Origin of the sequence: Hahella ganghwensis DSM 17046 (assembly GCF_000376785.1) — a bacterium.
Taxonomy (GTDB): Bacteria; Pseudomonadota; Gammaproteobacteria; order Pseudomonadales; family Oleiphilaceae; genus Hahella; species Hahella ganghwensis.
Window position 1 is genome coordinate 26,415 of the sequence record NZ_AQXX01000112.1, and the last position, 22,028, is coordinate 48,442.

At 50.7% G+C, this 22,028-nt stretch carries 22 protein-coding genes; 9 read left to right on the forward strand and 13 right to left on the reverse strand.

Annotation, left to right across the window (positions count from 1 at the left end; all coding sequences use genetic code 11):
* Nucleotides 1–15: 15 nt before the first annotated feature.
* Nucleotides 16–594 (forward strand): hypothetical protein, encoded by a 579-nt coding sequence (locus tag F566_RS0112930; RefSeq protein ID WP_020407413.1) that lies wholly within the window; start codon nt 16–18, stop codon nt 592–594.
* Between the two features lie 69 nt (nt 595–663).
* Here the strand turns inward: F566_RS0112930 and F566_RS0112935 are convergent, their stop codons facing one another.
* The 3 genes from F566_RS0112935 to F566_RS35440 form a co-directional block, all read right to left on the reverse strand.
* Nucleotides 664–1,515 carry a universal stress protein gene (locus F566_RS0112935; RefSeq protein WP_020407414.1) on the reverse strand — a complete coding sequence of 284 codons (852 nt, stop codon included), beginning with the start codon at nt 1,513–1,515 and terminating at the stop codon, nt 664–666.
* Nucleotides 1,516–1,533: 18 nt separating this feature from the next.
* A complete protein-coding gene (locus tag F566_RS0112940; RefSeq protein ID WP_020407415.1) occupies nt 1,534–3,021 on the reverse strand; it encodes a SulP family inorganic anion transporter in 1,488 nt (495 codons plus the stop codon).
* Nucleotides 3,022–3,326: 305 nt separating this feature from the next.
* Complete coding sequence (locus tag F566_RS35440; protein ID WP_020407416.1) at nt 3,327–3,752, reverse strand: VanZ family protein; 426 nt, start codon at nt 3,750–3,752, stop codon at nt 3,327–3,329.
* A 158-nt stretch (nt 3,753–3,910) separates the two neighbouring features.
* Between F566_RS35440 and F566_RS0112950 the strand changes: the two genes are divergently transcribed.
* The 3 genes from F566_RS0112950 to F566_RS0112960 all read left to right on the forward strand — a co-directional run bounded on the left by F566_RS0112950 (nt 3,911) and on the right by F566_RS0112960 (nt 6,550).
* Nucleotides 3,911–4,696 carry a DUF2971 domain-containing protein gene (locus F566_RS0112950; RefSeq protein ID WP_020407417.1) on the forward strand — a complete coding sequence of 262 codons (786 nt, stop codon included), beginning with the start codon at nt 3,911–3,913 and terminating at the stop codon, nt 4,694–4,696.
* A gap of 65 nt (nt 4,697–4,761) precedes the next feature.
* Nucleotides 4,762–5,517, forward strand: a complete 756-nt coding sequence (gene cysZ, locus F566_RS0112955; protein ID WP_020407418.1) for a sulfate transporter CysZ — start codon at nt 4,762–4,764, stop codon at nt 5,515–5,517.
* 157 nt (nt 5,518–5,674) lie between these two features.
* On the forward strand, nt 5,675–6,550 hold the full coding sequence (locus tag F566_RS0112960) for a response regulator (RefSeq protein WP_020407419.1): 876 nt from the start codon (nt 5,675–5,677) through the stop codon (nt 6,548–6,550).
* Between the two features lie 40 nt (nt 6,551–6,590).
* Here the strand turns inward: F566_RS0112960 and phoR are convergent, their stop codons facing one another.
* The 6 genes from phoR to F566_RS0112990 all read right to left on the reverse strand — a co-directional run bounded on the left by phoR (nt 6,591) and on the right by F566_RS0112990 (nt 13,112).
* Nucleotides 6,591–7,916, reverse strand: coding sequence for a phosphate regulon sensor histidine kinase PhoR (phoR, locus tag F566_RS0112965; RefSeq protein WP_020407420.1), 1,326 nt, complete (start codon nt 7,914–7,916; stop codon nt 6,591–6,593).
* A 64-nt stretch (nt 7,917–7,980) separates the two neighbouring features.
* On the reverse strand, nt 7,981–8,673 hold the full coding sequence (gene phoB / locus F566_RS0112970; protein WP_020407421.1) for a phosphate regulon transcriptional regulator PhoB: 693 nt from the start codon (nt 8,671–8,673) through the stop codon (nt 7,981–7,983).
* 202 nt (nt 8,674–8,875) lie between these two features.
* A complete protein-coding gene (gene ubiA, locus F566_RS0112975; protein WP_020407422.1) occupies nt 8,876–9,832 on the reverse strand; it encodes a 4-hydroxybenzoate octaprenyltransferase in 957 nt (318 codons plus the stop codon).
* Nucleotides 9,833–9,938: 106 nt separating this feature from the next.
* Nucleotides 9,939–10,490: a chorismate--pyruvate lyase family protein gene (locus tag F566_RS0112980; RefSeq protein ID WP_157496771.1), complete on the reverse strand. Its 552-nt coding sequence runs from the start codon at nt 10,488–10,490 to the stop codon at nt 9,939–9,941.
* A gap of 60 nt (nt 10,491–10,550) precedes the next feature.
* On the reverse strand, nt 10,551–12,518 hold the full coding sequence (locus tag F566_RS0112985; RefSeq protein WP_020407424.1) for a monovalent cation:proton antiporter family protein: 1,968 nt from the start codon (nt 12,516–12,518) through the stop codon (nt 10,551–10,553).
* 36 nt (nt 12,519–12,554) lie between these two features.
* Entirely contained in the window at nt 12,555–13,112 is a 558-nt protein-coding gene (locus tag F566_RS0112990) for a hypoxanthine-guanine phosphoribosyltransferase (protein WP_020407425.1), read from the reverse strand.
* Nucleotides 13,113–13,377: 265 nt separating this feature from the next.
* On the opposite strand from F566_RS0112990, the gene F566_RS0112995 reads away from it, so the two are divergent.
* On the forward strand, nt 13,378–13,545 hold the full coding sequence (locus F566_RS0112995; protein WP_020407426.1) for a rubredoxin: 168 nt from the start codon (nt 13,378–13,380) through the stop codon (nt 13,543–13,545).
* 70 nt (nt 13,546–13,615) lie between these two features.
* Nucleotides 13,616–14,806 (forward strand): NAD(P)/FAD-dependent oxidoreductase, encoded by a 1,191-nt coding sequence (locus F566_RS0113000; RefSeq protein WP_020407427.1) that lies wholly within the window; start codon nt 13,616–13,618, stop codon nt 14,804–14,806.
* A 56-nt stretch (nt 14,807–14,862) separates the two neighbouring features.
* On the opposite strand, the gene F566_RS37725 is transcribed toward F566_RS0113000, so the two are convergent.
* Nucleotides 14,863–16,359, reverse strand: a complete 1,497-nt coding sequence (locus F566_RS37725) for an OmpA family protein (protein ID WP_157496772.1) — start codon at nt 16,357–16,359, stop codon at nt 14,863–14,865.
* A gap of 293 nt (nt 16,360–16,652) precedes the next feature.
* Between F566_RS37725 and F566_RS0113010 the strand changes: the two genes are divergently transcribed.
* On the forward strand, nt 16,653–16,835 hold the full coding sequence (locus tag F566_RS0113010; protein WP_020407429.1) for a hypothetical protein: 183 nt from the start codon (nt 16,653–16,655) through the stop codon (nt 16,833–16,835).
* A 61-nt stretch (nt 16,836–16,896) separates the two neighbouring features.
* Here F566_RS0113010 and F566_RS38335 read toward each other — a convergent pair whose 3' ends face one another.
* Entirely contained in the window at nt 16,897–17,133 is a 237-nt protein-coding gene (locus tag F566_RS38335) for a cysteine-rich CWC family protein (RefSeq protein ID WP_083921077.1), read from the reverse strand.
* 211 nt (nt 17,134–17,344) lie between these two features.
* Here F566_RS38335 and F566_RS0113015 point away from each other — a divergent pair, with 211 nt between their 5' ends.
* Together F566_RS0113015 and F566_RS0113020 are read left to right on the forward strand one after the other, a co-directional pair.
* Complete coding sequence (locus tag F566_RS0113015) at nt 17,345–18,214, forward strand: acyl-CoA thioesterase (protein ID WP_020407430.1); 870 nt, start codon at nt 17,345–17,347, stop codon at nt 18,212–18,214.
* A 72-nt stretch (nt 18,215–18,286) separates the two neighbouring features.
* Nucleotides 18,287–19,321, forward strand: coding sequence for an MBL fold metallo-hydrolase (locus tag F566_RS0113020; protein WP_026179974.1), 1,035 nt, complete (start codon nt 18,287–18,289; stop codon nt 19,319–19,321).
* 27 nt (nt 19,322–19,348) lie between these two features.
* Here the strand turns inward: F566_RS0113020 and F566_RS0113025 are convergent, their stop codons facing one another.
* Together F566_RS0113025 and F566_RS0113030 are read right to left on the reverse strand one after the other, a co-directional pair.
* Complete coding sequence (locus tag F566_RS0113025; RefSeq protein ID WP_342662547.1) at nt 19,349–21,487, reverse strand: putative bifunctional diguanylate cyclase/phosphodiesterase; 2,139 nt, start codon at nt 21,485–21,487, stop codon at nt 19,349–19,351.
* 45 nt (nt 21,488–21,532) lie between these two features.
* On the reverse strand, nt 21,533–22,021 hold the full coding sequence (locus F566_RS0113030; protein WP_020407433.1) for a 7TMR-DISMED2 domain-containing protein: 489 nt from the start codon (nt 22,019–22,021) through the stop codon (nt 21,533–21,535).
* Nucleotides 22,022–22,028: the final 7 nt, after the last annotated feature.

Genomic DNA, 22,028 nt, shown 5'->3' on the forward strand with positions numbered 1-22,028 from the left:
GTTATGGAGAAAAAAATGGACCCAGAAATATATAAAATGACTATGGAAGTCCTTTCAGATGCAGTCAAAATATTGGGGCCTGCCATCATAACTGCTGTCGTAGGCTACAAAGCAGGAATACGACAGATGGAGCTAAAGATTGATGAAATTAACAAAGGCAATGAATTCAAAGCTAGGGATAGGATCTTTGAATTCCATAAGGAAAAACTTGCTACATGTGACAAATCAATAGGCTCATTAAATTCTGCATTACTTGAATATGCAGGTATGTCGCTAGCAGTTAAAGGCGATGAATTGAGCCTATCGAGCTTTGTCGGTAGGCATTTAACTCTTCATATTCAAGGCTTACCGTTTCAGCTAGAACACATCAATTGTGAGTTGTTAGCCTATAAAGATAGGTTACCAAAGGAATGTGAAAAGATGAAAGGGTACATGCAGAAATGCGTAGAGCTGAAAACTCCTTTATCGTCTGATGAAATTCAAGAAACTATTATGGAGCTCATAGAGATATACAGCTTTGCAAGCCATTGCATTCGAATGATGATTGAATTTGAAGCCCTAGAAATCTTTAGTCCTTACACAAGAAATGCATAACATCTATTTGCCAAAGAAGCCGGTGGAATGTCACCGGCTTCTGAACACTACCTCTTTGTGGAACTCGAACTACCTCAACAGCAACAGCGATATATCACTGGCACTCACCATTTTGGAGGTGTTGCTGCCGACGAAGAACTGGCGGATTCTGGAGTGTCCATAGGCGCCCATCACCATCAAATCGATTTCATGCTCTTTTTGATAGTTGTGGAGAGATTGCTGGACATCCCCTTCAATCAAGGCCTGGGTGACATCAAATCCGGCAACGGACAGTTTCTGGTTGGCATTTGCCAGTTGTTGACGGTGTTCCGACGTATCCTGACCGACCATGACCAGATGGCAGGGTAGATCCTTCAGCAGTGGACTGATGGAAATCTTCGCGAGGGCTTTTTCAGCGGTTTCACTGGCATCATAGGCAAAGAGGAATCGTGCCGGGCGCACGAAATTTTGTACGGTGACCAGAATTGGCCGGTGCACGGCTCTGACCACACTCTCCAGATGCGAGCCCAGGGTGTGGGCAGTAACATCGTGACCTTCACCCAGACGGCCCATGACATAAAGACGGGTATCCTCTTCCTGCTCCAGCAGAGTTTCAACCAGACTGCCGTGGCGTTGCTGTTTACTGATATTGACAGCACCGTCTTCCCGGGCACGGTGTTCAGCCTGCTCCAGCATGTGTTTGCCGTGTTCCAGCGCCAGTCGGCCGCGTTGTTCATCCAGAGCGGTCAGCTCTTCCAGCAGGTGTTCTCTGCTTCCCAGGCCGATACTTCCAGACAGCTCTCCTGATGGGGGAAATTCACCTCTGTCCAGTACATGCAGTAGCTTCAACGGTGCTTCCAGTTGCTGGCTTGCCCATGCGGCAGCGTCGCAGACGGCGGTAGCAATGGCGGAGCCATCGATACAGGCGACAATATTCGTCATTGTTATTCTCCCTCTGTGCTAATGCCCGGCCATCATTTTTTCGACTTCTTCGGGTTTATCATGGACTCCGAAACGATCGACGATTGTCTTGCTGGCCTCATTCATGCCGATCACCTTCACAACTGTACCTTCACGGCGGAATTTGATCACCACCTTATCCAGTGCAGTGACGGCAGTCACATCCCAGAAGTGGGCTTCGGTGAGGTCGATAGTGACATGTTCCAGCACTTCCTTGAAATCAAATGCGTCAACAAATTGATCTGCGGAGGCAAAAAATACCTGGCCAATAACCCGATAGGTTCTCTGGCCTTCCATGGTGGATTCATTTTTGACCAGCATATAGCGGCCGATTTTATTGGCAAAAAACATGGCGGCCAGGAGTACGCCGACCAAGACACCCAATGCCAGATTATGGGTACCCACGACAACAGCAACGGTGGCAACCATGACAATGTTGGTGGATAACGGGTTTTTCTTCAGATCACGGATGGAATCCCAGGAGAAAGTACCAATCGAGACCATGATCATGACCGCAACCAAAGCGGCCATGGGAATCTGTTTGATCCAGTGATCCAGAAACACCACCATAATCAACAGAAACAAACCGGCGACAAAGGTGGAGAGCCGACCACGCCCCCCTGATTTTACGTTGATAACCGACTGACCAATCATGGCACAGCCAGCCATACCACCCATAAGACCGGCACCGATATTGGCAATTCCCTGTCCCTTACATTCGCGGTTTTTATCGCTTTGGGTGTCCGTCAGATCGTCCACGATGGTAGCGGTCATCATGGATTCCAGTAGACCGACAACTGCCAGCCCCACAGCATAGGGGAAAATGATGGCAAGTGTTTCAAGCGTCAGAGGCACGTCCGGCCAAAGAAAAATGGGCAGTGTGTCGGGCAGTTCGCCCATATCGCCGACCGTCCTGATGTCCAGTCCGAGATACATGGCCACAGCCGTCATGGAGATAATGCAAATCAGCGGAGAAGGAATAACTTTGCCGATTTTGGGGATCAACGGGAACAGGTAGATGATGCCCAGGCCGGTTGCTGTCATGGCATACACATGCCAGGTGACGTTAGTCAGCTCCGGTAGCTGTGCCATGAAAATCAGGATTGCCAGAGCATTGACGAATCCTGTTACTACCGATCGGGAAACGAATCTCATCAGACTGCCAAGCCTGAGGAAGCCTGCCGCGATCTGCAGTACTCCGGTGAGGAGCGTCGCTGCCAGCAGGTATTCCAGGCCGTGTTCTTTTACCAGGGTTACCATTAGCAGGGCCATCGCGCCTGTGGCGGCAGAAATCATGCCGGGACGTCCACCCGTGAATGCGACAATGACCGCAATGCAGAACGATGCATATAACCCGACTTTCGGGTCCACACCGGCGATGATAGAGAACGCAATGGCTTCGGGAATCAGGGCCAGAGCGACGACAGTGCCGGCCAGTAAGTCCCCACGCATATTGGAGAACCATTCTTTCTTAATTGTTTCAAGCATAAAGGATTAATACCCTGGCTATGTGTATGTCAGCTACTTTTGGCCGGGAGGCGGCGCGTCACGTGGTATCTGATTAGATACCGAGCGCCCTGATTGGGCTTTTCCCGGGAATGATTAATCGCAGGACGTCCGTGTAGAGGTGTGTCTTAATAGTAGACAATTGGGCTGGATGTGCATCTCAGGTGCAGCGTTGTTGTTGATTTTTCCAGGCTACGCAAATCAAGCGGGGGCGTATTATATGTTTTTCGAGCCGATTTTTCTAATCTGCGGTGAGTAAATCCGGTTATTTACAGGGACTGCTCCAGTTATTGATTGGGCTGGGTCGGAGTCGGTGAGGGATTGGCAGTGCTTTTTTCTATTTTGAGAAGATTGTGGCTGACAAACATGCCTATCATGATGCCGATAGCATCGGCCAACAAGTCTGCCAGGCTGAAACTCCGAAATGGCAGGAACCACTGATGAATTTCCACGGCAAGGCCATAGCTCAACAAACCAACCACCAGTGTCGTGAGGTGGAGTTGGCGATGGGTAACCCGCAGAAGTACGAAAAGCCCGGCGAAAGCACAGAGATGAACAAGTTTGTCATTCAGCGTCGCCACTGGCGTATACTTTGCCGGAACAATGGCAGACAGATAACCCACAGCCAGCAACGCGTAGACCATAACGGAAGACAGGCGGGAGCGGCTGAGTAAGCTCAACGTTTGCTTGATGGCGTCAGAAAGGCGTTGCATCGTCTATGCTGCAATTATCAGTCAGTGGGTTACTAGTGTGAACAGACCCTATGAGAAGTTGGTCATGGCGTATAAGAAGGTAGCACGGTTCTCAGGTGAAGTTATATCTATTTACGAATGAAATGAGTTTGAGGGTGCTGCGGGAGTGCAGATTCCCTATGGTCGCAATGAATGATCTCAGGGATCCATTTCTCGATCCCACAATTGACACTCATCTTCCGGAACAGGTTCCGATTTCTGAAGCTGAGTTTCAAAATGAACTCAAGCGTCAGTACCAGAGTCTGGCGGAGGATATTCGCAGCATTGTCAGCTTTGAGTATTTTGCTGAGGAAGCTGGGCAGAAGCGCAGACAGATAGAGGAAGCCATGCAGGACAGGCGCCAGGTTATGCCACAGTACGTCAGTATGGAGATGCAAAAGAAACTGGCCGTCAGCAGCTTATACGAGCATATTCAAAGTCCTGAATTATGGTGGAGTGAAGGGGGGCGTCATGGTGGGATCGCCTTAGAATTCGATGTGGACGCCGCTCAGTTCAAAGCCACGACCTATGATAAGCATCCACAATCTTTCTCGCCGGTCACCTATTCAGCAGAACGCCCGTTGGAGATTCCTGAGGAAGTGGGGAAGCCCCAGTCACCACAAAGGTTCCGCCCTTTGTTTCAGAAATCCCCGGTGTTCAGTCAGGAGGGAGAATGGCGCCTGGTCAGGCCGATGGCAGCGTCACAAAAAAACAGTCAGGATGCTCTTGGTCATTCGATCGGGCTATTTCATTTTCCGCATGCTTCCCTGACAGGAATCGTATTCGGTTGTTTTACCAATAAAGAGGATATCGAACATATCTCCTCGGCGGTGAACTTGGATATGCGCTATCGTCATGTCAAACTATGGCGTTTGGTAAAGGACCCGGTGCGTTATCTCTTTCATCGTATTCCCTGGGAGGCGTAGCGCCGATCTCTGTCCTTTCCTGAACCTTCTTTGTATTTTCAGAATCAATTTCCAAAGGAAGATGTATGAAGCCTTTTATGACAGGCATAGAGGACGTAATCGATGGTTTCAAACTTATCCGTGAGCCCAAGCTGCGGTTGTTTGTCATCATTCCCCTGATCATCAACACCCTGGTCTTTTTCGGCTTTATTGCCCTTTTGGGCCATTACTTTTCAGGTTGGGTTGATGGACTGGTCAGTTGGTTGCCCGACTGGGAGTGGCTGGCAGTGCTGCGTTGGCTGCTATGGATTGTATTTGCGTTCCTGGTCATATTGTTGGTGGCCTATGCCTTTGTGTTTGTGGCCACTCTGATTGGAGCACCGTTTTATGGCTTACTGGCGGAACAGGTTGAGCGCCGGTTAACCGGTCAGCAGGTAAGCGAGGAAACCCCTTGGGGAGAGGTGATCAAGTCTATTCCCCGTAGTGTAGGGCGTGAAATTGCCAAGCTGCTCTATTACCTGCCAAGGGCATTAGGTCTGTTCATTCTGGGGTTTATTCCGCCCGTGAACGCTGTTGTCCCGTTTCTGTGGGCAATATTTTCAAGTTGGACTATGGCATTGGAATTTTTGGATTACCCGGCGGATACCCATGGTAAATCAATCGCAGAGCTGAAAGATTTCATGCGTAAGAACCGTGCGAGAACGCTTGGATTTGGCGTGATTTCATGGGGGTGTACACTGGTGCCCATATTGAATCTGGTGTCCATGCAGGCTAGTGTTGCTGGTGGTGTTAAATTCTGGTTGCAGGCTGAGGGAAAATTGAAAGAAGGTCCGATCACCTGATCAGGCCCCTCTTTTAGCAGCTTCTCCGGCAAAGGGCGTAAGCGGTTGATTTCGTGCAATTCTGTATGAATCAGTCTAGCCTTAAACTAACGTGATTATTTTGGTGTCTGCGTGATTTCCAAAGTCTGTTGATTAATCGGCTGGGTGTAGTTGAGGCATGTCAGTAAAAGTATTAGTGGTGGACGACGCCAGTTTTGTTCGGGATATGGTGAAACGCTCCATGCGAACCTATTTTCCCGATGCCAAAGTGGAAGAGGCCATCAATGGTCGCAAGGCTCAGTTCATGATGAGCAAGAATCACTACGACCTGATTCTTTGTGACTGGGAAATGCCCGAAATGTCCGGGCTGGAGTTGCTGCAATGGGCACGCAAAAACGAGGCAACCCAGAAAACTCCCTTTGTCATGGTGACCAGCAGGGGGGATCGTGGCCACGTGGTGGAGGCTGTTCAGGAAGGGGTGTCTGACTATCTCTCCAAGCCCTTCAGCCCTGAAATGCTAGCCCAGAAAGTCGTCAAGCAAATTGGCAAGAAGCTGAAGCAGGCGCGTGCCCCTAAAGCTGCCTCTTCCACGCTAGGTGGTGATTCTGCCAGTGTTCTGACGGGAGCATCGGATAAAGCCAAGGAAAAACCAGCGCCCAAGGTCACTGAGACTTCATTGGGTAATAGTGCTGCTCTTCTGACTGGTGGCACGGCAAAGCCGGCTCAGGAAAAGGCCGTCACTCCCGGTAAAAAGGCGCTGGCTCAGATACGTTTTGCTGATTTCAATCTTCCCTGTGTCATTAAATCGATTACCCTTAATGAGGTGAAAGTTGTCGCCAGGCGGGGGGAGAGATTCCCGATGATTCTCGATCCGGCGGTCGTGGATATCGAGTTAAGTGAGGGCGGGACTATTGAGCGGATTAATGGGTACGTCCACATGTTGCAGGCTGTCGAGAAAAGAGTGGATACTGACTTTATCAGCTTGGTGATTCGTTTTGTCGATGAAGACCCTGACAAAATGGCGACCTTGTCGAAATTCATCGCCAGCTTCTAAAGGCTGGCGCTGTATTCTTTAAAAACTCTTGCGCTACAGATTACTCTATGGTGGCAGGAGTTTCCGAAAGGCCTGACTGAATGACCCGTTTTATCGGGAAGTGGCAGATAAAGAGACTGCCTTTGCCGATCCTGCTTTGGATTTCCAGCTCACCTTCATGATTGATCAGAACATGCTTCACGATGGCCAAACCCAACCCTGTGCCACCCGTTTCTGATGCCCGGGACGGATCTGCCCGATAGAAACGCTCAGTGAGGCGGGGTATATGTTCGGGATCGATCCCAACCCCGGTATCCTGTACTGAAAAATGTGCACCTTTTTCATCGTCGTACCACCTTACCGTTATTTCGCCCTTGGCTGGCGTGTATTTCACGGCGTTCAGCAAAATATTGGAAAAAGCGCTCTGTAACTGAGTCGTGTTGCCCTTGAGCTGGGCGTTGGACTCAATTGCGAGGTTGATCTGATGCTGTTTCTCTGTATTAAGAGTGCGGGCATCGTGGCAAATGGTATTTAGGATGTGTTGGATATCCACATCCTTCTGCACAAAGTTCTGACCATCATTCTCGATTTTGGATAACAGCAGCAGGTCGTTGACCAGTGCCTCCATTCGCTGGGACTGCTGTTCCATCTGTCTAAGCGGGCGGCGCCAGCGCTCGGGCAGGGATTCAGCATTGTCTATGAGTGTCTCCAGATAGCCGGTAATGACTGTCAGCGGTGTGCGTAGTTCATGAGACACATTCGATACAAAATCCCGTCGCATCTGTTCCAGCCGATACAATCGGGTGACATCCTGCACCATGATAAGCCGGTCATCTTCACCAAAAAGCGTAATTTGTACCTGAAGTTTGATATTGGGGTTGTTGGGGGCATTGATCAGGAGTGGTTCCTGATATTTTTTTGAGCTGAAGTAACGTTTGAAAACCGGGGTGCGGATCAGGTTGTAGATCAGTTGTCCGCGGTCTGTCGGATGTTTGAATCCCAACATGCGGTCGGCTGCCTGATTCCACCAGTCCATTGCCCCCATGCTGTCGGTCATGACGACGGCATCGCGAAGGGCATTCGTGGATTCCTGGATGCGATTGATCATGGCTTGAAGGCGATCTCTCGAACGGTAGTGATCCTTTTGCAGGCGATGAATACCGTCAAAAATATCACCCCAGAGCCCGGCACTTTCCGGAGCGGCGGAGATCTCGCTTTGATATAGCCAGGCGTATAGGCGGAGCGCCTGGTAGAGCGTCCAGCAGACGTATACTCCCAACACGAATACCAGTGTCCAGGCAACTTCACCAATGACCAGCCCCAGTACAAAGGTAAAGGCAAGACACACTAACACCAGTCGGAGGTAGTGACTTGCTTTTCTATTCATATAGATATTATTCGGTCGTCTTTACGCTCGTTGTTGCGGATAGTCTTCTGTAGAAATGGTCAGACTATGGCGCCCTGGTGGAGAAGCGGTAACCCGTTCCCCGAACAGTCTGGACCAGATGGTCATGCGCTGGTTCCAAAGCCTTTCTCAGGCGCCGGATATGAACATCCACTGTACGCTCTTCCACGTACACGTTACCACCCCATACCTGGTCCAGCAATTGGCCACGAGTATATACGCGTTCCTGGTGTGTCATAAAGAATTGAAGCAACTTATATTCAGTCGGCCCCATGTTCAGAGCATCACCGTTGGCGGTGACCCGGTGGCAGACAGGATCCAGTCTCAGGCCGTCGACTTCTATAGGCGTTTCCATGCCCTGAATAGCGGTGCGGCGCAGAACGGCTTTAAGTCGAGCCACAAGTTCTCGGGGAGAAAACGGCTTGGTGATATAGTCATCAGCGCCAACTTCCAGCCCCTGGATTTTGTTATCCTCTTCGGTTTTGGCGGTCAGCATGATCAGAGGGATTTCAGAGGTGCTCTGGTCTCGTTTCAGGCGTCGCGCGAATTCTATGCCGCTGACACCTGGAAGCATCCAGTCCAGAAGAATCAGATCAGGTTTTTGATCCACGATCAGTGAATGGGCTTCTCGAGCATCTCCCGCTTCGAGATAGTCATAATCTGCCATTTCGAGTGCGACGGCGATCATTTCCCGGATCGCAGGCTCATCATCCACTATGAGTACTTGTTTGCTGGCCATGCAAGAACACCTATTAAATACCGTCAGAAATCTGTTGCCGGATCATTACAACGGTGATTTGTTACAAGTATATGACAGAGGCCGATAAATGTGTCTTATTTATGCTGCCGGGTTTGGCTGAGTTGGCTTCATCGCGCTGTAAAGCGTTCTATCCTTGGGCTTTTTCGATTGTGGAAAGTTAGCAAACTATTTTGGACGCTGGTCAGTTAAGAAACTGGTAGTCCAGTGCCATGCCGATAAATACTGCCATGCCGGCCCAGTGATTATTCAGAAAAGCTTTGAAGCAATGATCACGGTTGCGGTAGCGAATCAGGTGTTGCTGGTAAATGAAAAGTACCGCCGCTGTCACCAATCCCAGTGCATAAAAGACACCGAGCTCAAGGTGCTGTCCGGCAATGGTCAGAATGCCCAGAGTCATGACCTGCAGAATGGCAATGATCATTTTATCTGCATCGCCGAACAGGATGGCGGTGGACTTGATTCCGATCTTCAGATCGTCATCCCTGTCCACCATGGCGTACATGGTGTCGTAGGCTACTGTCCAAACGACGGTGGCAGTATAGAGAAGCCAGACCTCTTCCGGCAAAGTGTTTATTTCTGCTGCAAATGCCATCGGGATGGACCAGGCAAAAGCCGCTCCAAGAAAGACTTGAGGCAAATGGGTATGCCTTTTCATAAAGGGATATATTGCTGCCAGTGCTGCGCCGCCGAATGCCAGCAAAATGGTAAAGGTATTAGTCAGAAGTACCAGAATAAAGGACAGGCCCAACAAGCTTGCGAACAGGATCAACGCTTCTTTTGAGGATACCAACCCGGTGGCCAGAGGTCGGTGCTTTGTTCTTTTGACGTGTCCATCCAGACGTCGGTCAGCGAAGTCGTTAATGACACATCCGGCGGACCGCATAAGAAAGGCGCCCAAAGTGAATATGATCAAATTCTTGATTGTTGGGATGCCTTCTGCGGCAGCCCACAACGCCCAAAGCGTGGGCCATAGCACGAGATAGGTACCAATCGGGCGGTCTACCCGCATCAGGTGCAGGTAAATCTGCCACTTTGGTTTACTTGGTTGGTTATCCGGATGGGAGTTTCTCGGTTGAGAGCCCCTTGATTGAGAGCTATCCGGATTTTTCGCCATTTGGGGATTGGGTTTAGAAGCCATAGGTTCTGAATGAAAAAGTAGAGTAATTCTCGTAGTTTAAGCGTCTTCGGCTTAATTTTCTAAGGTTTCCCGTTTCTTTGGAAGTGGAAAACCGTGATTGGGCGAATTATGCCGGCTGGTGCTCGATAACTCTTGGTGTGAAAAACTCACAAACCAGCAGTGGTTTGTCACTCAAATAGAAAACTGATCGGCGCCCCCAGCCGGTCATTGGTTCACTTTCAAACAGGTTTTCATACTGGGTCAGTTCCAATGGCCCTCGCTCCATATCCGGCGCGTTAAACAGGAAGGCCCCTAACGGTTTGCTGCCGAGGTGGGCCAGACGTTTTGCCGAGCCTGTCAAAGTAGAATGGGGAACAATACTTCGAGCATATACCCAGGGTTTTCCGTGACAGATCAGAGCCACTTCCCTGATCACGCAGGACTGCCTTTGCGTCAGCCCCAGTGCTTCCAGCTCTGTAGGAAGAGGTATGCCGCTATGCTGGTTGAAAACCTCTACTCTGAAATCACCTTCACTTGTGTCCATCAGGCGCTTGGTCAGGGAGCCTCTGTCAAGCACCCAGTCACGCCAGGGGAGCGCCAGAACGTGCTGGGGAACCCTTTGAAAATGATGCCAATGCAGCTGGCGCAACTTTTCTTCAACAAACATATTCTTCAACAAACGTCGTGCCTGCAAAGTTAGGCGGAAAGGCCGCTATGTTACGGAAACCGGGAATAAAATTCATCCACCCAGAAGTTTATTCTCTGCTTGCTCTACCTGCTGGGCTGAGCCGTGAAGGATCAGAGTATCCCCAGGGTGCAACTTCAGTTCCCGGCTTGGCGGTATTTCGGTTTTGTCCCGGAGGACACTATCGATGACACATTCACCGAGTCGGAGATTAGAGAGAGACTTGTGACAGGCATAGGCCCCCTCGGGCAAGGTAACCGCATGGAGTTTTTCCAGCGGAATACCCTCGGCATTGAGAAGCTGCGAGTTTACCCCCGGGTAATAGCCATGGAGGAGTTTGTAACGGTTGCGCCGTGCTTCTTCTATCTGCTGGTGAATGGAGCGGGGAGGCGTGCCCATCAAGGCTAACACCTGGCTTACCAGCATTAAACCGGCCTCTAGAATTTCGGGAACAACTTCAGTCGCCCCGGCTTCCTTCAGTCTTTCAACCTGGGTGTCATCGGTTGTGCGGACCAGTATCGGAACACTGGAATTTGCCTCTCGAACCTGCCGAATAACTTTCAGGCTGGTGTCGACATCGTTATAGGTGATTATCAGCAACCTTGACCTGTTCAGGCCAAGCGCCTTGAGAATATCAGCGCGGCGCGAGTCGCCATAGTGTATCGGTTCTCCGGCATTACTGGCTTCCTGCACTCGTATGGGGTCATTATCAATCGCCACCAGTGGAGACTGTCCCTGTTTGAGAAAGCGGGTCACCATCTGACCCACCCGCCCGAAACCGCAGACAATGGCATGCCCCTCCAGCTCTGCACAGGCGTCGGATATGGATTCTATCCTGGCTTCCCGTTCAGTATCACCGGTTTGCCTTGTACGCTCACTGAGTTTGCGAGCCAGTGCGACTAATGCAGGGGTCAGCGTAATGCTGAGAATTACTGTGGATATGACCACTGCGCCAAACTGTTTGGAAACCAGTCCGTAACGCTCACCCAGTGCGAACAGGGCAAATCCGAATTCGCCGCCTTGGGCCAGATAGAGCCCGGTTTTGATTGCTGTAGAAAGATCTTTCTGGAAACGATAGGCGAGTAATCCGATCAGGATTGATTTGAGCACCAGCAGAATAATGGTCATGAGTAGAATCCAGTGCCAGTTACCGACGACTTCAGAAAAGTCGACAATCATTCCGACACTGATGAAGAACAAACCGAGCAGGAGATCTCTGAATGGACGGATGTCCGCTTCAATCTGGTGTTTGTAATGCGTCTCGGACAGCATCATACCGGCGATGAAAGCCCCCAGCGCCATCGAAAGGCCAAAGCTATGGGTTAGTGCCGCAGCCAGTAGAGACACCATGAGTACCGTGAGCACAAAGAGTTCGTCTGAGCGGGCTTTCGCCACTTCATTAAACAGTACCGGGAGTAAATATTTTCCCAGTGCCAGCATCAGTCCGAACAGTAACAGACCTTTACCCAGTGTGAGGCCAAGAGCAATAACGAATGAACTGTCGCTACCGCCGGCGAGGAAGGGAACCAGAATCAGGAAAATAACCGCGGCCAGATCCTGAAACAGGAGCACCCCCATGGTTAGCACCCCATGTGACTGGCCCAGTTCATTTCGACTGACCAACTCCTTGCTGACAACCGCTGTGGAAGATAGCGCGAGGGCGCCGGCGACAATGATGGCTTCTTCCTGGGTGGCATTGAACAAAAGTGCAATGCCATAAATCACCAGACTGCTGATCGCAACCTGCCAGCCTCCAAGACCGAACACCACCTTGCGCAGTGCCAGCATTCTGGCCAGAGAGAATTCCAGTCCCAGAGAAAACAGCAGGAAGACAACACCGAACTCAGCCAGAATCTGAATCTGATCGAGATCGCTGACCCAGCCAAGCGCCGTCGGTCCGACGGCAAGCCCTACTGTCAGGTAGGCCAGCACAGGTGGGATCTTGACACGTCGGAATACCGAAGAAACGATTACCGCAGCTGTAATCAGTAACAGAAATTGTCCAAGGCCGGCGTCATGCATGGCTCAGGTTGTCCCCGGTAACTTTGTAAAAATGGATTAGAGGCCTTTCACCGCATAGATTCCGGGAGCGTTTCGCCAGTACCCTTTGTAGTCCATGCCATAGCCGAACAGGTAGCGGTCAATCACTTCGATACCGGTGAAATCGCACTTCTGACCAGGGTAGGATTTTCGGTCATGCATCTTATCGACCAGCACGCCGCTGAATACTTCCTTCGCGCCACGTTGTTGGCAGTACTCCGTAATCGCTTTCAGAGTTGTCCCCTCGTCCAGAATGTCGTCCAGAATCAGGACGGTGCGTCCTTCCAGGCTCTCCGTAGGTTCAACTTTCCAGTCGAGGATGCCGCCTGTTGTTTGCATGCGGTACCGGGTCGCGTGTATGTAACTCAGTTCCAGTGGGAAGTTCAGCAATGGCAACAGCTTACCAGAGAAAATGAGACCTCCGGTCATGACGCAGTAAACAATCGGGTTTTTGTCCGAAAGTTTTTCAGTGATGTCTGCTGCCATAGTCGATATAGCCTGTTCAACCTCCTGCTCGGAATGCAGACAATCTGCTTCATCGAGGACCTGTTGCATGTTTTCAGTGGTTTGTGCCATTGCTCGGTTTCGTACTCTTGTTTGTTAAAGTCTTAAATTTAGGGGACTGACGTTACATTGTTATCGCATTCATGTGAAACGCCGGAACTTCCATCTATCGTGCTTATTTCGCGGATATTTCCACCGGCTATCCGCCTGTTCGGCAGCCTGAGCCGGTTTCAAAGAGGCATAGTATAGCCAGTTTGACTTGAACTCCGTAACCTCAGCCCGTATAAATGCCTTTTTTATTTGAGCAGATAGTAAAGATTAAAACAGGGTTATCAGCATGCGAAAGTGGCAATGTGTGGTTTGCGGGTTAATTTACGACGAAGCTGAAGGGTGGCCGGAAGACGGCATTGAACCCGGAACCCGTTGGGAAGATGTGCCGGAGGATTGGGTTTGTCCGGATTGTGGCGTCGGCAAAGAAGACTTCGAAATGATTGAGATTGGCTGATTTATAAGCAGCCCTTAATCTCTGGAATACTCACTCCGAAAGATTCAAATTACCTGGAACAGAAAAGGCCATGGCTCTAGATCAGAATTCCTCTACAAACATTGATCAGAAACCGATAGTGATCGTCGGTACCGGCCTGGGAGGATATTCTCTGGCTCGCGAGTTTCGCAAGTTGGACAAGGATTCCCGGGTTCTGGTCATTACGGCGGATGATGGCCATTCCTACTCAAAGCCGATGCTCTCCAACGGGTTCGCCAAGGGGAAGTCTGCGGACGACCTTTCCATGGCCGATCCAGGCAAAATGGTGGAGCAGTTGAACATCGAAGTGCGGACTTTCACGACGGTCACAGGCATTGATCCGGAAGGGAAATGCCTCTGGATCGGAGAAGAATCTCTCGCATACGAAAAACTGGTATTGGCCTGGGGCGCTGATGTTATCCATCTGGACCTGAAAGGTAACGCGGCAAGCCGGGTGAGATCTGTGAATGATCTCATGGACTACCGGAATATCCGGAAAGAGCTGGAAGGGAAGTCCAAAGTGGCCATTCTGGGGGCCGGGTTGATCGGATGTGAGTTTGCCAATGACCTGATTCAGGGTGGTTATCAGGTGGAAGTAATTGCGCCTTCAGAAGGTGTGCTTCCCACACTATTGCCCGATGCGGCTGCGGATGCTGTCAGAAAAGGTCTGGAGCTGGAGGGTATCAGTTTTCGTCTGGGGCGTTATGCGACAGAAGTGAATGCCAGCGGAGATGGTGACGCTATCGAACTGGTTCTCGACAACGGGGATCGGGTGGAAGCTGATATGGTGCTGTCAGCCGTTGGCCTGCGCCCTCGTATTGCGTTGGCGGAGCAGGCCGGATTGTCCTGCGATAAGGGCATCATCACCAATCGTGCGTTGGAGACCAGTGCTCCCGACATCTACGCGCTGGGCGATTGTGCTGAAGTTGATGGCTATGTGCTTCTCTACGTACTGCCATTAATGGCGTGCGCGAGGGCATTGGCCAAGACTCTTTCAGGTGAAAGAACCGAAGTTGCCTACGGTGTTATGCCGGTCATTGTCAAAACGCCTGCGTGCCCTGTTGCGGTGTGCCCACCTCCGGTAGGAATTGAAGGCGAATGGCTGGTGGAGCAGGAGGGCGACCTGGATGTCAAAGCCCTGTTCCGAAATTCAAAGGGCGATTTGCTTGGATTTGCTGTGACAGGGAGTAAAGTCCCTGAGAAACAGGCACTCGCCAAAGAGCTTGCGCCTGTTCATCACTGATTCAATTCTACTGTAGGCCTGAGATTTTCTCAGGCCTAAGTTGCTTGGTCTGGGAGTCATCCCTGGTCAGGTTGTTCGTTGACGATCAGAACTTCCACCCGGCGATTGGCTGCCCGGCCGTCGGCACTGTCGTTCGTGGCAACTGGTCGGCTCGGGCCGTAACCTTGGGTGACCACTTTTTCCGAAGCCAGTTTACCGACATTGGCAATAAATTCGCCGACGTTGGCTGCCCGCTCTTCCGACAGACGCTGATTCAACAGCGAATCCCCCCGATTGTCAGTATGCCCGGATACTTGAATAGTCGCGTCCGGAAAGACCTCAATGGCGTCGATGATTTTGTTGATCAGAGGAAGGTTTTCCTGTTCGATCTCACTGGAGCCTGATTTGAACTTAAAGCCATGTGCTCTGATAAGAACATTCTGACCCTGCTGGTAGACTTCTGCTTCGGTAAGGGCAAAGAGTTCGCGAACAAACTCAAAGCGGCGAAGGTTTTCCGCGTGACGACGTTTTTCCGCGTCAGTTTCCATCTGCGCAGCCAGAACTTTTTGCTCCATCTCTTGTTTCATGGTCTCAAGACTCGCCGCAGACTGGATTTTCAGATTGCTCTCTCTGGCTTGTGCCTCTGTCAGCTCCTGTCTTAACGCAAGTTTCTCTGAAAGAATCTGGTTCAGGTTGCGTTTAATCGTGGAGTTAACGGCTGCGGCTCCCTCGTTAAAAGGCAGTTGCGTCAGAATCGGCTCGACAGCGTCTGCAAGCTGCTGTTCATGCCAGAGTAATACCTGCTCAAGTGCATTGGGATTGCCCGCATATTTCTGAATCTGGGCGGCCAGAACCTCTGCATGCTCAACGGCTTTGACAGCGGCGGTGGCCTCGGCTTCTGCTCGTGCGATTTTGGTCCTGTCCTCGTCCAGATATCGGCTTGCCTGTTCAAGATGTGCGGATGCTTTCGCCATGGTGGCGGGAGTGACCAGCGGTAGTTCCCGGACTGTACCAACTTCCAGGGCCTGACGGGCTTGCCCGAGTACTGACTGTTTGATGGCATCAAGCTCCAGCGCAAGATAGTTATCTGCCAATAACCGGACTTCAGTGTCTCCTGCCTGAGCTTCAAGATTATCTTCCAGTGAGCGGGTGATATTCACTAGCTGCTGATCGACGGTAGCGAGTTGATTTGGGTAAAGGGAATCAACACCGGCCGCCAACGAAGCCGAGCGGGCGTCATAGATAGCTTTGACACGAGAGGCAACGGCCTGGCCAGAAGCTTTAAGTGACGGAATCTGATTAAGGCCGGCAGCGGCCAGCTTCTGGGCTTCCTGAGAGTTGGAAGACGAGGCACTCAGAGATTTCTGATAAAGTCTGGTGATGTCTTCATACTGGCCCGGGGCAAACAGATGGGCTTGTTCCTGCTCTGCCTGGTTCAGAGCTTCGTATAGCTCTTTTACCTGAGCCGGGGCATTGCCGGAATCTGGGGATACAGGTCGCGAAGGGGTTGAGTTACAGGCAGCCAGAAAGACGCCGATGATCAAGTAGGTGACGGTGGAAATAACTGATTTCATCAGATAGAAAGTCCATTGTTCGAAAATTTGCAATAACTTACGCATGGAAGCGCAGGGCTGCAAGCCATGCGATTGGATTAATCTTTTATGGCGACTCCCTGTTTCACTCTTGTCTTTTGTTAATTTATGTAACACTATGGTTTGGGGGCTAGGACGTTAGCAGGTAATGGGACTTTCAAGCCACCTCAATCCTACTCGGCCTCATCAATTATCATGCCTCACATCATGACATGCCAGGATGGCAGTAACTGCTTTTTGTAAAACGCTGTTTGCTCAAAAAGGAGGAGTCTGCAATGGCTCCCCTGTTCAGGCGACATCAGCCGAACACTCCAAAGCAAAATGAAGACGGACTAAGGACATCTGATAGCCTTACAAAGGAAGCGGGCCTGGAAAAAAACAGTGCTCAACCCCGCCTTGAGTGGGAAATGAGTGCCGTGGCCGCGCTGAGAGTCAACTTCGTGACGTCAGAAAATTAGTCATCTTATTTGCCGAAATTTGGTGCCAGCTGTATCGGCACCTTTCTCAAATAACTTCCTCTCAACTACCTTCTTTGTCGACACCTGTTTTAGATGATCTCATCGCTGTCAGACAGCTACGACAGTAGCATTGGTTTCCTTCCATGTAAGGCTCGTGGTGGGTGTCGGAATGGGGGAGGGTAAAGCACCAGCATGAGGATTTCCCTTTTTCCAGATCACATTGAGCGGGCTTTCCACATGATGGACATGAATGAGTGTAAGCATTAGGGAGTTGTTTACGTTGCTGCTCTCTTTCCATTTTTCTATATCTTGTGTTTGGATTTTTTGGTGTGTCTATATGATGGGCTTGAAAGGACAATCAAGCAAGGGACAGATTGCTATCAGAGGGTAGGTGTCTTGTTGTTGTGTCTGGTGTTTTAGGGCCGTTGTGTGGAAAATATCCGGCTCCTGGCAGGATCAGAACGAACTGTGAACCTGTCTTCCCTCCTGATTCAACAAAGGATAACCACATGACTGATGTCGTCCAGAAATTGATGGACCTGTTAACCCTTAGCCCTTTGGATGAATGTCTGTTCAAAGGTTCCAGCGAGGACCTTGGGTTCAAGAATGTTTTTGGGGGTCAGGTAATTGGTCAGGCGCTGATGGCAGCTTATCAAACAGTTGAACCTGATCGTCAGGCCCACAGTCTGCATGCGTATTTCTTGCGTCCGGGTGATGCGAATCACGATATCATTTATGAAGTCACCAAATTAAGGGATGGTCGTAGTTTCAGCGCGCGAAGAGTGGCAGCCCGTCAGCATGGCAAAGAGATTTTGACGCTGACAGCCTCCTTTCAAGCCGATGAAGAGGGGCATGAGCATCAGATGGCCATGCCGGATATCAAAGGGCCTGACGGTATTACCTCTGAGCTGGAGGTGTATCGGAAATACAAGGATCTCATACCCGAGAAAATCAGGGATCGCTTTACTCGTGACAGACCGATTGAGATTCGCCCAGTGAATCCTATGAATCCTCTGGCGCCGGAAGCCAAGGATCCCTACAAATACAACTGGTTCAAAACCACTCGTAAGCTCCCTGATGAGGTGTATTGGCACCACTGTATTCTGGCGTACAGCTCAGACTTTGGATTATTGGGGACCAGCCTTTATCCGCATGGTTTATCTTTTTTCAGCAGAGACTTACAGGCGGCGAGCATTGACCATGCTGTTTGGTTTCATCGGGATTTTCGCGTTGACGATTGGTTGCTTTACTCGATGGACAGTACCAGCACGACCCATGCCCGAGGCCTGAATCGTGGGATGATATTCGATCTTGAAGGGCGTCTGGTTGCGTCAACAGCTCAGGAAGGTCTGATACGGCCACGAAAAGATGTTCGTTAATCAGGAGCTTGGGAATCGCTGACGAGATGAGCCATGTCGCGGCTCATCTCTACATAATCATAGGGGTGTAGAATGGACGAACCTTTACCCAGAGTCAGGCCCATGGAGGTAGACCACAGTTTCAGGAGCAAACCCCATCACTGTGGTAAGAGGTTTCAATCCCCTCCTTCACCACATCAGGATGGTCGCCACTCACGGGAAATGATTCAGGTTCTATGGGAGTTGATGCGCCGTGGAAATGCGCCGCTCTCTGATGTGGAGGGACATCTATGGTCGCGGGAGGAGGCATTGAGGGGATTGGAACATCATCTGTCTCCATCTGGAGAAACCTCTGATGAGGCGTCAATTCCACTGACCTGGCTGGGGCAGAGTTGCTTTTATTTTCGATTGGGTGGTCTGGGGATCGTCACAGATCCGTTTTTGGGAAAACGGGCCTCTCCGCTGCAGTTCAGCGGGCCAAAGCGATTGGTCATATCACCTTTGGGGCTGAATGATCTGCAGGTTGATGTGATTGTGATGTCTCACAATCATTATGATCATTTTTGTTCTGAAACCTTGTCTCAGGTATCAAACAAAACATCCGTACTGGTCATCACCACTCTGGGCTTGAAACCTTTATTCGAATCCCTGGGATACTGTCGAGTTTTGGAGCTGGACTGGTACCACCAGGTTAGCGTTGGCGAGGTGTCCTTTTATGGATTGCCCGCTTACCACTTTTCAGGCCGCTCATTGTTAGACGCCGACGCGACATTATGGGCCAGCTTTGGAATTGACGGTCCTGAAGGCCGGTTGTTTTTTGCCGGCGATACTGGATACGGGCCGGCATTTCGTGAAATAGGTGAGCTTACCGGTCCTTATGACATTGCCTTGGTTCCTATAGGTGCTTATGCTCCTCGTTCTGTTTTTGCGGCGGTGCACGCCAGTCCTGAGGAGGCAGTTGCCATGGGACAGGATCTCGGTGCCCGACGAATGGTGGGAATGCATTGGGGAACGGTCCGCCTGACAACCGAACCTTTCTGGGAGCCCAGAGACAAGTTTTTGCATCACCCAGGAGGGCCTGATCGGGAAATTCTGGCTATTGGGGAGACTCGGATAATTTGTTGGTGATGAATAAGACTCTGGTTGTTGTCAGGTTCAGGTGGTTTGCCCTGTCTTTTTTGATGTGACTTCCGGAGCTGGGGCGCTGTTGGATTGAGGGAGCCGGATACCGTCAGCGACGAATGTTTTTAACCATTCCAGGGCAAAGTCCCAGAGCATCGGCCGGGCCAGCCAGAACCCCTGAATCTGATCCGCTCCCAGCACCTTCAATACTTCCAGTGTTGCCAGTTCCTCCACGCCTTCCATGACGACTTCGTAGCCGAGCCCATGGCACATGTCGATGGCGGTCTTGGCGATGACATAATTCTCCTGACTTCTTTCCAGATTCTGCACCAGGGATCTGTCGATCTTGATCTTATGCAGGGGAAGCTGCTGGATGTAGGAGAGTGATGAGTAGCCAGCACCAAAATCATCCAGTGCAATCGCAAAGCCCAGCTCGGCAAGTTGTTTTAGAGTGGCAAGAGCCAGCTCCGGGGTACGCATCAGCGCAGTTTCTGTAAGTTCCAGGGTGAGGCGGTTGGGACTGACTTGATAGGTCGTCAGCATATCCCGGATATCTTCAATGAAATGCGGCATTTCCAGGTCCACGGCTGAGATATTGATCGCAATACCAATGTCGCCGAAGCCTGAGGTCTCCAATGACTGAAGTTTGCTCAGGGCATTTCTCATGACCCAGAGAGTTAGCTGGTGAATAATGCCGGATTCTTCTGCCAGATATATGAATTCCTCTGGTCTGACGTGCCCAAATTTTTCGTGGTGCCAGCGGACAAGTCCTTCAAAGGAGGTAATTTTGCCGTTTTTCAGATTGAGCTGGGGCTGAAAGTTCAGTACCAGGTTGTTGTTCTCGATAGCTTTGGCCAGCTCGGCCATCAGAGTGAGTCGTCGTTCACTGTAGGGGTTGAAACTGTCACGGTATTCAGCGACGCAGCCCTGCATATGGTGAGTGGCATCCAGGGCGATCTTCGCCATGCGGATCAGGCTCTGCGGATTCTGGCCATGTTCCGGGTAACGGGCAAGGCCAAATCTGGGATCCAGGTCCAGGGAAAGGTTTCCGAAATCAATGCGTTGTAACAAGTAGCCTGATATGGCCATCATCAGTACTTCCTGCTCCTTGGTCGACACCGAGTCAAACAGCAGGGCCAGGGTTATGTCATCGACAGAAGCCACATGTATTCGATTGCCTGCAATGGTTTCCAGAGCTGTTATTCCCGGTAAAGGGCTGACGAAGTCATTTAACTGATGAGCAATCTGGTAAAGCAGTTGGTCTGCATTGTCCTGTCCCATTGTCCGGTCGATTTCACGGTACCGGTTGAGACTGATCAGGCAGAGGCTGAGTGATTTGTTGCCGACAATGCCGATTCTTTCCTTGATAAAGCGTTCCAGGTAGCCGCGGTTGGGCAGCTCGGTAACCGGGTGATGAGTTGCGTCGTACAGATTGCGTTGTTCCAGTCTCTGAAGCTCCCTCTGTTCCTCTATCACCTGCTGCTGAACCTTGAGACGGTGATCCCGTTCCTGGTAGACCCTTTCTACAATCGCCAGGGAAATCAGGGCTGCCTGCAAGGCTGATCCAATTTCCAGTGCGTTAATTGTCAGCAGGCTGTGAGGAAGCAGGCCGAGGTTATAAAACAGCTTGGTGAGTGCTCCGATCTGAAGTCCCGTCCAGGCGCAGGTGAACAGGCGGGCCTGCCGGATACCTCTATACCAGAGATAGGGGGAAACAAAAGACACAGCCAGCACGGCTGCCAGTGCGCCGAGGACCGAGAGCTGTTTGGCGATGTGAGGCGGCAGCAATAAAGACAGAGCCAGGTAGCCAAGGCTCATGTAACTGATGGATTTCAACAGTTGATTGGCTTTGGGCGCATATAATCTGGCTTCCAGGAAGCGTCTGGAAAATTCAGTGAGCGCAAAGGCTGATAACGGGACCGCAATCAGAATGGAAAGATTCTGCAGGGTGGGCAGATTTGGCCACAGGAGTTGAAAGGTCCTGCCGGACAGGGATGCCTGAATCAACAGAATCATTGAGGTCAGAAGCATGTAGTGGAAGTACATGCTTTCGCGTAAAGCGATGAAAATAAAGAAATTGAAAATGATGACAAATAGCAGGAAGCCTGCGTAGAGCCCGTGGCCAACAGCTTCTATGTCATCCTGAAGGTAAAATGATTCCGGGGCCCAGATCTGTAAAGGAAATGATACCGCTCCACCGCTCTGGACTCTGAATACTTACTGCTGGGCGGAATTGGCCGGAATCTCCACGGTATACAGATACATCGGGTGATTCTGTTCCCTGTGGTTAAATGGGTAGGACTCGCCAGAGATATTTTCCCGAAGCAATTGTCCAGACGGACCAAATTCAGAGAAGTGGACCTCATCAAGGTGTGGGGCTCTGATAACCAGCAATCGCTTTAATGGTTCATCGGCATGGTTTTGCAGCCTGAAGCGAAACCAGAAGACAGACTCTGAATAGCCGAAGTTGGCGCTAAGAGTATCTGCCTTTTCCCACAGGATGTTTGGGGATTGCAGAATGTCCTCTACGGCATAATGACTGTGATCATCCTCGAAATACTGAAATACCGGTTGCTGGAGAGTGGTATCGAGTAGTTCCCACGTAATAATACCGGGAGTTGCTGTTTGACTTGTGGTGGGGGCGTCAGCGGCAGCAGAAATACTGGTCAACAGACAAAAGGATACAAGCAGGGTAACCCTGCCCAAATAGCGA

Excerpts from the sequence above, each read along its gene's own strand:
- phoR (WP_020407420.1), bottom strand. The coding sequence starts at position 7,916 with ATGAATAGAAAAGCAAGTCACTACCTCCGACTGGTGTTAGTGTGTCTT.
- F566_RS35440 (WP_020407416.1), bottom strand. The coding sequence starts at position 3,752 with ATGCAACGCCTTTCTGACGCCATCAAGCAAACGTTGAGCTTACTCAGC.
- F566_RS0112995 (WP_020407426.1), top strand. The coding sequence starts at position 13,378 with ATGCGAAAGTGGCAATGTGTGGTTTGCGGGTTAATTTACGACGAAGCT.
- ubiA (WP_020407422.1), bottom strand. The coding sequence starts at position 9,832 with ATGGCTTCTAAACCCAATCCCCAAATGGCGAAAAATCCGGATAGCTCT.
- F566_RS0113010 (WP_020407429.1), top strand. The coding sequence starts at position 16,653 with ATGGCTCCCCTGTTCAGGCGACATCAGCCGAACACTCCAAAGCAAAAT.
- F566_RS0113015 (WP_020407430.1), top strand. The coding sequence starts at position 17,345 with ATGACTGATGTCGTCCAGAAATTGATGGACCTGTTAACCCTTAGCCCT.
- F566_RS0112960 (WP_020407419.1), top strand. The coding sequence starts at position 5,675 with ATGTCAGTAAAAGTATTAGTGGTGGACGACGCCAGTTTTGTTCGGGAT.
- F566_RS38335 (WP_083921077.1), bottom strand. The coding sequence starts at position 17,133 with ATGGAAAGAGAGCAGCAACGTAAACAACTCCCTAATGCTTACACTCAT.
- phoB (WP_020407421.1), bottom strand. The coding sequence starts at position 8,673 with ATGGCCAGCAAACAAGTACTCATAGTGGATGATGAGCCTGCGATCCGG.
- F566_RS0112935 (WP_020407414.1), bottom strand. The coding sequence starts at position 1,515 with ATGACGAATATTGTCGCCTGTATCGATGGCTCCGCCATTGCTACCGCC.
- F566_RS0112940 (WP_020407415.1), bottom strand. The coding sequence starts at position 3,021 with ATGCTTGAAACAATTAAGAAAGAATGGTTCTCCAATATGCGTGGGGAC.
- cysZ (WP_020407418.1), top strand. The coding sequence starts at position 4,762 with ATGAAGCCTTTTATGACAGGCATAGAGGACGTAATCGATGGTTTCAAA.
- F566_RS0113000 (WP_020407427.1), top strand. The coding sequence starts at position 13,616 with ATGGCTCTAGATCAGAATTCCTCTACAAACATTGATCAGAAACCGATA.
- F566_RS0112985 (WP_020407424.1), bottom strand. The coding sequence starts at position 12,518 with ATGCATGACGCCGGCCTTGGACAATTTCTGTTACTGATTACAGCTGCG.
- F566_RS0112930 (WP_020407413.1), top strand. The coding sequence starts at position 16 with ATGGACCCAGAAATATATAAAATGACTATGGAAGTCCTTTCAGATGCA.
- F566_RS0112990 (WP_020407425.1), bottom strand. The coding sequence starts at position 13,112 with ATGGCACAAACCACTGAAAACATGCAACAGGTCCTCGATGAAGCAGAT.
- F566_RS0113020 (WP_026179974.1), top strand. The coding sequence starts at position 18,287 with ATGGACGAACCTTTACCCAGAGTCAGGCCCATGGAGGTAGACCACAGT.
- F566_RS37725 (WP_157496772.1), bottom strand. The coding sequence starts at position 16,359 with ATGAAATCAGTTATTTCCACCGTCACCTACTTGATCATCGGCGTCTTT.
- F566_RS0112950 (WP_020407417.1), top strand. The coding sequence starts at position 3,911 with ATGGTCGCAATGAATGATCTCAGGGATCCATTTCTCGATCCCACAATT.